Annotated in this window: 9 protein-coding genes; 7 read left to right on the plus strand and 2 right to left on the minus strand. The window is 72.7% G+C overall.

What is annotated here, in order from left to right; all coding sequences use genetic code 11:
* The first annotated feature begins 214 nt into the window (after positions 1 to 214).
* Entirely contained in the window at positions 215 to 1951 is a 1737-nt protein-coding gene (locus OG352_RS30740) for a DAK2 domain-containing protein (RefSeq protein WP_329221411.1), read from the plus strand.
* A gap of 105 nt (positions 1952 to 2056) precedes the next feature.
* On the opposite strand, the gene OG352_RS30745 is transcribed toward OG352_RS30740, so the two are convergent.
* Together OG352_RS30745 and OG352_RS30750 are read right to left on the minus strand one after the other, a co-directional pair.
* Positions 2057 to 5032 (minus strand): tetratricopeptide repeat protein, encoded by a 2976-nt coding sequence (locus tag OG352_RS30745; RefSeq protein WP_329221412.1) that lies wholly within the window; start codon positions 5030 to 5032, stop codon positions 2057 to 2059.
* Positions 5025 to 6905, minus strand: a complete 1881-nt coding sequence (locus OG352_RS30750; RefSeq protein WP_329221413.1) for an HSP90 family protein — start codon at positions 6903 to 6905, stop codon at positions 5025 to 5027. The genes OG352_RS30745 and OG352_RS30750 overlap by 8 nt, the downstream gene beginning before the upstream one ends.
* A gap of 167 nt (positions 6906 to 7072) precedes the next feature.
* Here OG352_RS30750 and recG point away from each other — a divergent pair, with 167 nt between their 5' ends.
* From recG to rpmF, 6 genes are all read left to right on the plus strand, one after another.
* Positions 7073 to 9328 carry an ATP-dependent DNA helicase RecG gene (recG, locus tag OG352_RS30755; protein WP_329221415.1) on the plus strand — a complete coding sequence of 752 codons (2256 nt, stop codon included), beginning with the start codon at positions 7073 to 7075 and terminating at the stop codon, positions 9326 to 9328.
* Between the two features lie 68 nt (positions 9329 to 9396).
* Positions 9397 to 9984, plus strand: a complete 588-nt coding sequence (rsmD, locus tag OG352_RS30760) for a 16S rRNA (guanine(966)-N(2))-methyltransferase RsmD (protein ID WP_329221416.1) — start codon at positions 9397 to 9399, stop codon at positions 9982 to 9984.
* Positions 9985 to 10010: 26 nt separating this feature from the next.
* Positions 10011 to 10490: a pantetheine-phosphate adenylyltransferase gene (gene coaD / locus OG352_RS30765; RefSeq protein WP_329224026.1), complete on the plus strand. Its 480-nt coding sequence runs from the start codon at positions 10011 to 10013 to the stop codon at positions 10488 to 10490.
* 58 nt (positions 10491 to 10548) lie between these two features.
* Positions 10549 to 11625 carry a cell division initiation protein gene (locus tag OG352_RS30770; protein WP_329221417.1) on the plus strand — a complete coding sequence of 359 codons (1077 nt, stop codon included), beginning with the start codon at positions 10549 to 10551 and terminating at the stop codon, positions 11623 to 11625.
* Between the two features lie 152 nt (positions 11626 to 11777).
* Positions 11778 to 12431 carry a YceD family protein gene (locus OG352_RS30775; RefSeq protein WP_329221419.1) on the plus strand — a complete coding sequence of 218 codons (654 nt, stop codon included), beginning with the start codon at positions 11778 to 11780 and terminating at the stop codon, positions 12429 to 12431.
* A gap of 2 nt (positions 12432 to 12433) precedes the next feature.
* Positions 12434 to 12607, plus strand: a complete 174-nt coding sequence (gene rpmF, locus OG352_RS30780; RefSeq protein WP_007493396.1) for a 50S ribosomal protein L32 — start codon at positions 12434 to 12436, stop codon at positions 12605 to 12607.
* Positions 12608 to 12612: the final 5 nt, after the last annotated feature.

The following is a 12612-nucleotide window of genomic DNA, read 5'->3' on the forward strand; positions in this document are numbered from 1 at the left end:
GATCTGAAGTGACGGTGCCAGGGGGAGAGCCCGATGGGATCGGGCAACCGGAGCAGCATACAACGACTGCGCCAGTAGAACGAAACTACCATGGCTGCTCAGGGCCCCCGGACCGGCCCCCACCCCACGTGACCCCACCTGACCACTCCTGTTTCCGGTGGACACCGCCCCGGGGTCTACGCTGCGACCAGTCCAGCCGCTCAAGGAGGCGCAGGTGGCGCAGGTGCCGCAGACATTCTTCGATGCTCTCGCGGTGCGCACCTGGTGCGGCCTCGCGCTCACGGCGCTGGGCCGGGCGCGCGAGGAGATCGACGCGATCAACGTCTACCCGGTCGCGGACGGGGACACCGGCACCAACCTGTACCTGACCGTCGAGTCGGCGGCGGCCGCCGTCGAGGCCGTGTTCGCCGGGTACGAGGGCTACGGGGCCCATGAGGGCTACGAGGCTTACGAGGGCGGTTCCGTGCCCGCCGGGAAGCCCTCCCTCGCCGACGCCGCGCGCGCGATGGCGCACGGTGCGCTCATAGGGGCGCGCGGGAACTCGGGGACGATCCTCGCGCAGTTGCTGCGCGGCATGGCCCAGGTGCTCGCCGCCGAGGGTGAGGCCCCTCACGCCGGCGGGGACGGGCTGCGGCTGGCCCTTCGGCGCGCGGCCGACTCCGCCCGCCAGGCCGTCGCGCACCCCGTGGAGGGCACCGTCCTGTCGGTCGCCTCGGCCGCCGCCGACGCGGCCGGGGGAGCGGAGGGCGACTGCGGGACGGTGGCTCGGGCGGCCTACCAAGGGGCGTGCGCGGCGCTCGCCGCGACCCCGGGGCAGTTGGCCGTCCTGGAGCAGGCCGGCGTCGTGGACGCGGGCGGGCGGGGGCTGGTGGCGGTTCTCGGGGCACTGGTGGAGACGTTCACGGGGGAGGCGCCGGGGCTTTCCGGCTCCCATGCGGGCCCCCACGCGCGCGTGCAGGTCGTTCAGGGGCTCGGCCTGGCGGCGGACCGCGTCGAGGACTGCGTCGACGGGCCGGACGGCGAGGGCGGTCCCGCGTTCGAGGTGATCTACCTCCTGGAGGCGGGGGACGCGGCCGTCGCGCGGCTGCGGCAGCGGCTGGACGCCCTGGGCGACTCGCTCGTCGTGGTCGGCGGCGACGGCCTGTGGAACGTCCATGTGCACGTGGACGACGCGGGCGCCGCCGTCGAGGCGGGCGTCGAGGCCGGCCGGCCCTACCGGATCCGCATCACGCACTTCGGCGTCGGCGACGCGCACGCGCGCGGGGGTGAGCGGCCGCCCCGTGAACGCGTCCAGCGCGCGGTCGTCGCCGTCGTGCCCGGCGAGGGCCTGGCCGGGCTGTACGCCGAGGCCGGCGCCACCACCGTGCTCGCGCGCCCGGGGGAGCCGCCCGCCAGCGGGGAGCTCGTGGAGGCCGTACGACGGGCCCACGCGCGCGAGGTCGTGCTCCTGCCCAACGACGCCGATCTGCGGCACACCGCCGCCGCGGCCGCCGAGCAGGCCCGCACGGAGGGCATCCGGGTGGCGCTGATCCCGACCCGCTCCGCGGTCCAGGGGATCGCCGCGCTCGCCGTGCACGAACCGGACCGCCGCTTCGACGAGGACGTCGTCTCGATGACCTCGGCGGCCGGCGCCACCCGCTACGCCGAGGTCGTCGTCGCCGAGCGCCAGTCGTGGACCATGGCCGGCATCTGCCAGGCCGGCGACGTCCTCGGGCTCATCGACGGCGACGTGGCCGTCATCGGCTCCGACGTCACCGCCACCGCCGAGGTCGTCCTGAACCGCATGCTGGCGGCGGGCGGCGAACTCGTCACCCTCGTGCTCGGCGACGAGGCCCCCGAAGGCGTCGCCGAGCGCCTGGAGGCACGGGTGCGGGAGGCGTATCTCGCCGTGGACACGGTGGTGTACCGGGGCGGGCGGCAGGGGGCGCTGGTGCTGGTCGGGGTGGAGTAGGCCGGGGGCGGAGTCCCGGATGGAGTAGGTAGAGGGCGGGCGGAGCGGGGTTCGGGAGGATCGTTCAACAATCCCTCCGCCCGCTCCAACCCTCATAGGGACCGTTCAGCGATCCTTTTGCTCCTCCGTCGCCTGCAACAACTGCTCCGCCTCGGCCCGCCGCGCCCGAGCCGTCTCGCCGTCCCCCTCGTCGCCCTCCTCGGCGTCGGGAGCGGCGTCCGCGTAGGCCCTCAGCACCGCACGCGCGCGTGCCGCCGCTTCCCTGGGGCGTCCGAGGTCGGTCTCCAGCCAGCCCGCGGCCAGCTCGGCGCCGGTCCGGGCGGGCAGGGCGCTGTCGCCCAGGGCGACGAACACCGCGACGGCCTCGGACATCTGGGACAGCGCCTCGTCCAGGGCGGCCCGGATCGAGTCGTCGTCGGCGTCGTCGGCGGCGGAACGGGCGAGCAGGTCCCCGAACTGGCGGTGAGTGTGGCCGAGTTCGGCGACGAGCCGCAGGCGCGCCTCGTCGTCGTCCGCCGCGTCGAACGCGTCCGCGCACTGCTCCACGGCGCTCGTCATCAGGTCGCGCGCCGCCTGCGTACCGTCCTCGGTGCGCAACGCGAGCCACGCGCGGGCGCGCAGGGAGCGGACCAGCCCGTGGACGTTGCCGAGGCCGCGCCACAGCTCGCCCGCGCGGGCGTAGGCCTGGTCCGCCTCGGTGTGCAGGCCGGCCTGGCCGAGCGACTCGGCGGCCAGGTGGGCGAGGGTCGCGTGGTCGTGCTGCTCGGGCCAGTGCCGGGCGAGCTCGGCGGCCTGCAGCCGGCGTTCGGCGGCGTCCCGGTGTTCCCCGAGCTCGCTCAGACAGTCACCGAGCCACCACTGCGTCTGGACGACCGCGCCGTCGCCGTGCGTCTCGGCCGTCAGGTCCGCGAGCGCCGACTCCAGCACCTCCGCGGCCTCGGCCCAGCGGCCCAGCCGCACCAGGAACCCGCCGAGCTGGTGCCGCGCCCACGCGCCGAACGTCGGGCCCACGCCCGCCTCGTCGGCCCAGTGAGCCGCCTCCAGGGCGTGTTCCGCGGCCTCCTCGGCCTGTCCCCGGCCCCCGACGACCTCGGCGAGCTGGAGGTGCAGCTGGGCCCGCCCGACCGCCTCCAGGAACGGCCCGCCGTGCTCCAGGGCCGCCCGCAGCGCCCGCTCCGCCTCCGCCATGTCGCCCAGTTGATGGGCGAGACCGGCCAACCGGGCCTCGTACTCCACGGCGAACCACGGCAGACCCGCCTCGACGAACTCCGCAGCGGCCCGCGCGAACCGCTCCGCGCCCGCCTCCGGATCCCCGGAGCACGTCGCGAGCTCGGCGAGCATCGCGTGGCCCTCGGCGACCCGGGCGGCCAGCCGTACGTCGTTGCCGGTCCGCCCGTCCACCAGCGCCAGCAGCTCCCGTACGGCCGCCTCCGCCTGGGTCAGAACCGTGTCCGCCAGCGGGCCGTCGGCCTCGTGGACGCGCCGCATCAGGATGCGCGCCCGTCCCATCAGCACGCCCGCCGCCTGCGGCACCTCCGTACCGCCGTCGGCGTACAGCGCGAGGACCTCGTCGTACGGGTCGGCGACCGCCGCGAGCGCCTCGTCGACCTCACCGGCCAGCGCACGGACGTACGCCGCACGCGCGCGTGCCGCCAGCGCCTCGCCGGGGTCACCGGCCTCCGCGTACAGCCCGGCGGCCCGCTCGAACGTTTCCGCGCCCTCCGGGCCCAGCCCGATCGCCTCGTGGTCGGCGATCTCCGCGCGGTCACGCGCCGCCAGCTCCACGCCTTCCGACTCTTCGGCCAGCCGCGCCACCCGCGCCCACGCCTCGACGGCGTGCGGCTGCAGGGTGTCCGACAGCCGCCGGGCCTCGACGAGCAGAGCCGCCAGGTCCGGTTCGGCGGCCTCCGGGGCCGGAGCCGGTGCCGGTGCCGGAGACGCCGTGGCGGCCGCGGCGGAGGCCGGGCGGGCCGCCCGTACCCCCAGGGGCAACCGCTCCACCAGGGGCCGCTGCGTCATACGCGCGCGTGCCCGCTCGCTGACGTGCGCCGTGCCGTTGCGCTCGTCGAAGCGCGCGGCCAGCGCGAGGGCCTCCACGCGCGCGTGCGCCGCGAGTTCGTCGGCCGTCCACTCCCGCCCGGCTGCCCCGGGCACCCGCTGACCGCCGAGCCCGAGCTCCGACAGGCGGTCCATGAGCAGCACCACGACGCTCAGGAACTCCAGCCTGCTGCGCGGCTGCCCCTCGTCCGTGAAGAACGCCGGCCGCTCCGCCAGCAGCTCCAGGCCGCGCGCCTCGTTGCCGGTCAGCGCGCAGAACTCGACGTGGTCGGCGTAGGCGCCCCGCATGCTCTCCATGGGCCGCACCAGCCGGAAACCCCGCAGATGGTGCGCGCGGGCCTCCTCCAGGCGGCCCAGCCGCAACAGCGGCAGCAGGGACGACGCGAGCACCGTGTGCGGCTCGTGCGCGCACGTGTACTCGCCCTCCAGGACCGGCGCCCACACCTCCAGCGCCACCGCGTCCCGGCCCCGCTCCGCCTGCCACCAGCCCTGCCCGTGCAGTTCGCACGCGTGGCAGTCGGCCATGGTGTCCCGGTCCGCCGCCAGCCAGGCGGCGAACGCCCGCTCGGCCCGCTCCACGTCCCCCACGTGCGCCGCTACGCTGAACTCGGCGCTGCGCACCGCCCGTTCGGAGTGCCCGGCGAGCCGGTAGCGGTGCTCCATCTCGCCGAGCCACTTCTCCACCGCCGCCAGCGGCACGTGCGGCTGGTCGAGCATGCCGGCCGACACCCACTTGAAGACCCAGTGCAGCGAGTGCGTCTCGTACTCGTCGAAGTCCCCGGGCCGCTCGTCCCACAGGCGCAGCAGCCGCGCGAACGGGACGAACATCTTCGCCTTCTCGGAGCTGTAGTTGTAGACCTTCAGCTGGTGCCCGAGCGCCTCGATCACGGCGAGCGGGACGCCCATCTTCTCCGCCTCCAGCAGCAACTGCTCCGCGCGCGCGTTGCGGGCCGGCCCCTCCGGCTGCTCGCCGTTCTCCGCCATCGCCCGGCGGAGGGAGTCGAAATCCGTGATCTCACTCATCAGTGGCCCCCTGCTGCCCCTCTGTCGACTCCCCGTGCCCCGACCGCCCGTGTGCGGACTCCCCGTGCGTCGCCCACTCCAGGAGGCCGATGAACGCCCGGTTCAGCAGCGCCGAGTCCGCGGGCCGCAGCGGGCGTTGCGCCATCAGCAGCGCCTGCCCGTACAGCGACTCCGTGGCGGTGCCGATCAGTTCGGGATCGTTCAACCCACTGATCCGCCGGATCAGCGGGTTGAGATGGTTGAGCACCAGACGCGCGCGCGGGGCGCTCCCGCGCAGCGAGCCCAGGATGCCCGCCCACAGGTCGTCGGCCTCCTCGGCGGCCTGCGCGCGCGCCTGCTCGTGCCGGGCCGCCCGGTCGTCGAGATGCAGCGCGGGCACCGACAACGGATGGAAGGCCCGAAGGGCGACGTCACAGCCCAGCGGTTCGAGCTTCGCCCGCGCGGCCGCCAGGAAGCCCGCCAGCGCCAGTTCGTCGGCCGGGTCGACGCCGTCCAGGTGGGCGGTCACGGTGTCCGCGTCCAGCTCGGCGACCACCGTCCCAGGCCGCACCGACGGCAGCGCCTCGACCAGCTCGCTGTCGTACGTGTAACCGCCGTTGATCACCCCGACGCCCTGCGCGGACGCGATCGGCGCGACCTGCCGGTACTCCTCCACGGTCCGCGTGAAGTGCACCACCGGGTGCCGCTGCGCGAACTCCTCCAGCGACAGCCGCCCGTCGGTCGTCTCGAAGGGCAGCCACGGCAGCATCGTGCGCAGCATCTCCTTGTCGTGCCGCGCCAGCGACTTCACGCCCAGGTGGTGCACCGCCAGGAAGGCCGCGAGCCGCTCGGGATCACCGGCGGCCAGACCCGTCAGCCACGACCGGATCCTCTCCCCGAGCGCCTCCCGCACCGCGGCCAGCGTCTCGTCCTCGTACAGCGACTCCCGCGAGGCCGTCGGCCGCAGACTGTCGGTGTCCAGGACGCAGCGCACGAAGAACGCCCAGTCGGGCAGCAGTTGTTCGCCCCGCTCGGTCAGCAGCATGCCCTTGAGATGCACCCGGTGACCGGCGCGCTGGGCCGGGCTGACCGCCGACGGCAGCACGTACGCCACCCCGCGGATCCCCGCCAGCGGCACGTTCAGCTCGACCGAGTCCAACGGCGTGAAACCGAACAGCTCATGACAGTGCCGGGCCAGCGCCACCCGCCGGTTCGCGGGGGAGGCGTACGCCCGGTCCCAGGGCGCGGGCAGATCGGTGACCGCCTCCTCCCCGACCCGGACGTCGTACGGCAGCAGCGACCCGAACTCCCGGGCCAGCGCCAGCACCCGCGACTCGGCGAGCCACTCCCCGGCACCGGCCCGCGCCACCAGATGCACGGTGGTGCCCGGCTCGGGCCGCGCCTCGTGGGGCAGCGTCCGCACGGTGTACGAACCGTCGTCGCGCGCCGTCCACTCCACGGGCGGCGCGTCCGGCGTACGGGCGCTGCGGCTGACCACACGGATCCGCTCGGCGACCACGAAACAGGCCAGCAGCCCGATGCCGAACTGGCCGAGGAAGTCCGAACGGACGTCCTGGAGCCCCTCAGCACGCTTGGAACTGCGCCCGATCGTGGCCAGCAGGCTGTGCACGTCGGCCTCGGTGAGCCCGACGCCGGAGTCCTCCACCCGCAGCCGGCCGTCCGCCGCGAACAGCCGCACCCGCGTCGGGGCGTCGGGTTCCTCGGTCCGCCGGGCGGTGATGGCGTCCACGGCGTTCTGCAGCAGTTCGCGCAGGTAGACCCGGGGACTGGAGTAGAGGTGATGGGACAGCAGGTCCACGAGACCACGCAGGTCGACCTGGAACGTGTGAGGTGACGGAGATGCCTGGGATGCCTGTGAGGTCTGGGAGTCCATCGCTGCAGCGCCGCGGGCTGGGGGAGGAGCACGGCGCGGGGTCGGGCGGTCCCGGTGGGGCGGTGACCGCGGATGATGGCCGGAGCGCGTCATCCTAGAGCCCGAACGAGCCGTCTGACCAGGTCTTTCAGGACACATATGCGGCAATGTCAGTGGCGTGGTGTGCAATGGATCTCGTGCCCGCACTGGAAGAAGCGCTGAAGCAACCACTCAAGTCGGTGCTCGGCCCCGCCACCGCGAAGGTGATGGCCGAGCACCTCGGCCTGCACACCGTCGGCGACCTCCTGCACCACTACCCCCGCAGATACGAGGAGCGCGGCCAGCTCACCCACCTCGCCGACCTCCCCATGGACGAGCACGTCACCGTGGTCGCCCAGGTCGCCGACGCCCGCCTGCACAGCTTCGCCTCCGCCAAGGCCCCCAGAGGCAAGGGCCAGCGCCTGGAGGTGACGATCACCGACGGCAGTGGCCGACTACAGCTGGTCTTCTTCGGCAGCGGTGTCCACAAGCCCCACAAGGACCTTCTGCCGGGCACCCGCGCGATGTTCTCGGGCAAGGTCTCGGTCTTCAACCGCCGCCTCCAACTGGCCCACCCGGCCTACGAACTGCTGCGCGCGGACACCGCGGACACCGAGGACGCCGAGGATTCCGTCGAGACCTGGGCCGGCGCCCTCATCCCGATCTACCCCGCCACCGCCAAACTGGAGTCCTGGAAGATCGGCAAGGCCGTCCAGACGGTCCTGCCCAGCGCCCAGGAGGCCGTCGACCCCCTCCCGGACTCACTGCGCGACGGCCGCGGCCTGGTCTCCCTCCCCGAGGCCCTCCTCAAGATCCACCGCCCGCACACCAAGGCCGACATCGCCGACGCCCGCACCCGCCTGAAGTGGGACGAGGCCTTCGTCCTCCAGGTCGCCCTGGCCCGCCGACGCCACGCCGACACCCAACTCCCGGCCGTACCGCGCAGACCCGCCCCCGACGGCCTCCTCACCGCCTTCGACGCCCGGCTGCCCTTCACCCTCACGGATGGCCAGCGGAAGGTCTCCAGGGAGATCTTCGACGACCTGGCGACGGACCACCCGATGCACCGCCTCCTTCAGGGCGAGGTCGGATCGGGCAAGACCCTGGTGGCCCTGCGCGCCATGCTCGCCGTCGTCGACGCCGGGGGCCAGGCCGCCATGCTCGCCCCCACCGAGGTCCTCGCCCAGCAGCACCACCGCTCCGTCGTCGAGATGATGGGCGAGCTGGCCGAGGGCGGGATGCTCGGCGGATCCGACCAGGCCACCAAGGTCGTGCTGCTGACCGGTTCCATGGGCATGGCCGCACGGCGGCAGGCACTGCTCGACCTGGTCACCGGAGAGGCCGGCATCGTGATCGGCACGCACGCGTTGATCGAGGACAAGGTCCAGTTCCACGACCTCGGACTGGTCGTGGTCGACGAACAGCACCGCTTCGGCGTCGAGCAGCGCGACGCCCTGCGCGGCAAGGGCAAACAGCCCCCGCACCTGCTCGTCATGACCGCCACCCCCATCCCGCGCACGGTCGCCATGACCGTCTTCGGCGACCTGGAGACGTCCGTCCTCGACCAGCTCCCGGCCGGCCGCTCGCCCATCGCCAGCCATGTCGTCCCGGCCGCCGACAAGCCCCACTTCCTGGCCCGCGCCTGGGAGCGCGTCCGCGAGGAGGTGTCCAACGGCCATCAGGCGTACGTCGTCTGCCCCCGCATCGGCGACGAGGAGGACGACCCGAAGAAGGCCGCCAAGACCAAGAAGAAGCCCGCAGAGGCAGAATCCGAGGCCGGGGCCGACAAGCGTCCCCCGCTCGCCGTCCTCGACGTGGCCGACCAACTCGTGCAAGGCCCGCTCCAGGGCCTCAGGGTCGAGGTCCTCTACGGCCGTATGCCCCCCGACGACAAGGACGCCGCCATGCGCCGCTTCGCCGCGGGCGACACCGACGTCCTGGTCGCCACGACCGTCATCGAGGTCGGCGTCAACGTCCCGAACGCCACCGCGATGGTGATCATGGACGCCGACCGCTTCGGCGTCTCCCAGTTGCACCAACTCCGGGGCCGGGTGGGGCGCGGCTCCGCCCCCGGCCTCTGCCTGCTGGTCACGGAGATGCCCGAGGCCTCCCCCGCCCGCCAGCGCCTCAACGCGGTCGCCGCCACCCTCGACGGCTTCGAGCTCTCCCGCATCGACCTCGAACAACGCCGCGAGGGCGACGTCCTGGGCCAGGCCCAGTCCGGCGCCCGCACGTCGCTGCGCGTGCTCGCCGTCATCGAGGACGAGGAGGTCATCGCGGAGGCGAGGCAGGAGGCGGCGCGGGTGGTCGCGTCCGACCCGGAGCTGGCCGCCTACCCGGGCCTGCGCACAGCCCTGGACGCCCTCCTGGACGAGGAAAGGGAGCAGTACCTGGAAAAGGGGTGAGCGGACCTGCCCACGGGCGCGACAGGCCACAATGGACCTGAAACGCACCCCACGACCAAGGACCCGAGATGACCCGCGTGATCGCCGGCGCAGCCGGTGGGCGCCGCCTGGCGGTCCCGCCGGGCAACGGAACCCGTCCCACCTCCGACCGCGCCCGCGAGGGCCTCTTCTCCACCTGGCAGTCCCTGCTGGGCGGCGGCCCCCTTGCAGGCGAACGCGTCCTGGACCTGTACGCGGGCTCCGGCGCCGTAGGCCTGGAGGCCCTCTCCCGAGGCGCGAGCCACACCCTGCTGGTCGAGGCCGACGCCCGCGCGGCCCGCACCATCCGGGAGAACGTGAAGAGCCTCGCCCTCCCCGGCGCCGAGGTCCGCGCGGGCAAGGCCCGACAGGTCATCCAGGCGGAGCCCACCGCACCGTACGACCTCGTCTTCCTCGACCCCCCGTACGCCGTCTCGGACGACGATCTTCGGGAGATTCTGCTCACACTCCGCGCGGGGGGCTGGCTCACGGCCGAAGCACTCGTCACCGTGGAGCGCAGCACCAGGGGCGGAGAGTTCCACTGGCCGGACGGTTTCGAAGGCCTCAGGGCCCGTCGCTACGGCGAGGGAACGTTTTGGTACGGTCGCGCCGCCGCTACGTGCGAAGCCGCACGATGACCGGACCGGAGAGCGAGGGATCACCAGTGCGCCGCGCCGTCTGTCCCGGGTCGTTCGACCCGATCACCAACGGACACCTCGACATCATTTCCCGTGCCTCCCGTCTGTACGACGAGGTCTATGTCGCGGTCATGATCAACAAGTCCAAGAAGGGCCTGTTCGAGATCGACGAGCGGATCGACCTGATCCGCCAGGTCACCGCCGAGTACGGCAACGTCCGGGTCGAGGCCTTTCACGGCCTCCTCGTCGACTTCTGCAAGCAGCGCGAGATCCCCGCCATCGTCAAGGGCCTGCGCGCGGTCAGCGACTTCGACTACGAACTGCAGATGGCCCAGATGAACAACGGGCTGTCCGGCGTCGAGACGCTGTTCGTGCCCACCAACCCCACCTACAGCTTCCTCTCCTCCTCCCTGGTGAAGGAGGTCGCCACCTGGGGCGGAGACGTCTCCCACCTCGTTCCGGCGATCGTCCTGGAGGCGCTCAACGAGCGCCTGCGCGAGGACTGATGGGGCTACAGTCGTTCCGTCCGTCTCCAACACAGGTGTAGAGAGTGGCGAGCAACCGGTGGACGTGCAGAAGAAGCTCGACGAGATCGTCACGGCGGTCTCCAGTGCCCGGTCGATGCCGATGTCGGCCTCGTGCGTGGTCAACCGCGCGGATCTGCTCGCCCTGCTCGAAGAGGTCCGCGCGGCCCTGCCCGACTCGCTCGCCCAGGCCCAGGAACTGATCGGCGGCCGCGAGCAGATGGTCGAGCAGGCCCGCCAGGAGGCCGAGCGGATCATCTCCACCGCGCACACCGAGCGCGGCTCCCTGATCTCCGACACCGAGATCGCCCGCCGCTCCCAGTCCGAGGCCGACCGCATCCTCGCCGAGGCCCGCAAGGAGGCCGACGACGTCCGCGCGGAGGCCGACGAGTACGTCGACTCCAAGCTCGCCAACTTCGAGGTCGTCCTCACCAAGACGCTCGGCTCCGTCGGCCGCGGCCGCGAGAAGCTCCTCGGCACCGGTCCCGGCGTCGACGAGAACGGCTACGAGGACGAGGACGCCCCCGAGCGCAGCCACGACCCGGAGACCCTGCGCCGCGACGCCGACTCCTACGTCGACACCAAGCTGGGCGCCTTCGAGGCGGTCCTCGCCAAGACCCTGGACGCGGTCGGCCGCGGCCGCCAGAAGCTGCACGGCCGCCTCGCCTCGGACGACCTCGGCGCCCTCGCCGACGACACCACGACCTTCCAGCACTCCTCCGACGCCGACTACCTCGCCGACCTGACCGCCCTCGCCGAGCGGGACGCGGCGGCCGGACAGCCCGTCCAGCAGCCGTACGAGCAGCCGCAGGAGGCCTACGCCTTCCAGCAGCAGCCGGACCCGTACGCCGGCGGCTACGGGCAGCAGCAGGGCTACGGCCGGCAGGACGCGTACGGCTACCAGCAGCAGGCCGACCCCTACGCGTACCAGGGCTACGACACCCAGCAGGCCCCCTACGACCCCCACCAGGCCGCGCAACAGCCTCAGCAGTCCCAGCAGGACCAGCAGCCCCAACAGGCCCAGCAGGGGTACGCCCTCGACGAGACCAGTCTCTTCGACACGGGCATGATCAGCGCCGAACAACTGCGCGCCTACGAGCAGGGACGCGGTCTGTAGCGACCTGCCGGAACGGGGTTGTCCACACCCGATTGGGCTGTGGGCGCAAGCTCCAGTATCCTGGCTCTTCGGTCGTGTGTACGTCCGCGATCACCGCTGCCCGGGAACACCGAAGGGCGGCGTCCCCCGAGCTCAGCAGATCGAAAGCAGGAATGGCCCTGAACGCCCGCCTCGACCACCGCAAGCCTCTCGTGTTCGACACGCACGAGCTGGGGCGGCGTCCTGGTGCGCAGCAGCGCCTGACCCGCGAGATCGACGCACCCCGGGATCTCGGGATCCAGGGAGTCGTCGGAGTGCCGGAAGGCGCCCCGCTGGAACTCGAGCTCCGACTCGAGTCGGTCATGGAAGGGGTGCTCGTCACGGGCACCGCCCGTGCATCGGCGGAGGGGGAGTGCGTAAGGTGTCTGGAGCCGCTGGAGCTGGAGCTCGAAGCGGACTTCCAGGAGATGTTCTCGTACCCTGACGCCGACGACCGGGGCCGCCCCAAAGCGGAGCCGGTCGACGACGCCGAGGAAGACGAGGACAGGCTCTTCATCGAGGACGGCCTGTTCGACCTCGAACCCGTGCTGCGCGATGCGGTGGTGCTCGCACTGCCGATGCAGCCGGTGTGCCAGGACGACTGCCTGGGCCTGTGCTCCGAGTGCGGAGAGCGGCTCACGGACGCCCCGGACCACCACCACGACGCCGTCGACATCCGATGGGCGGCACTGCAGGGACTCGCCGGTTCACCTGAAGACGGCGAGAAGGACGAGATGAGCGGCGAAGCGCAAAGAGCAGCACGCGCCGCCGAGAAGCAGGAGAAGTAGCCGTGGCTGTTCCGAAGCGGAAGATGTCGCGCAGCAACACGCGCCACCGCCGGTCGCAGTGGAAGGCTGCGGTCCCCACCCTGGTTGCGTGCGAGCGCTGCCACGAGCCCAAGCTGCAGCACATCGCGTGCCCGTCTTGCGGCACCTATAACAAGCGCCAGGTCCTCGAGGTCTGAGCGGC

The sequence above is a fragment of the Streptomyces sp. NBC_01485 genome (assembly GCF_036227125.1).
Taxonomy (GTDB): Bacteria; Actinomycetota; Actinomycetes; order Streptomycetales; family Streptomycetaceae; genus Streptomyces.

What these genes read in the sequence shown, in the direction of transcription:
- recG (WP_329221415.1), top strand. Translation starts at nt 7,073, where the DNA reads ATGGATCTCGTGCCCGCACTGGAAGAAGCGCTGAAGCAACCACTCAAG.
- rsmD (WP_329221416.1), top strand. Translation starts at nt 9,397, where the DNA reads ATGACCCGCGTGATCGCCGGCGCAGCCGGTGGGCGCCGCCTGGCGGTC.
- OG352_RS30745 (WP_329221412.1), bottom strand. Translation starts at nt 5,032, where the DNA reads ATGAGTGAGATCACGGATTTCGACTCCCTCCGCCGGGCGATGGCGGAG.
- OG352_RS30775 (WP_329221419.1), top strand. Translation starts at nt 11,778, where the DNA reads ATGGCCCTGAACGCCCGCCTCGACCACCGCAAGCCTCTCGTGTTCGAC.
- OG352_RS30750 (WP_329221413.1), bottom strand. Translation starts at nt 6,905, where the DNA reads ATGGACTCCCAGACCTCACAGGCATCCCAGGCATCTCCGTCACCTCAC.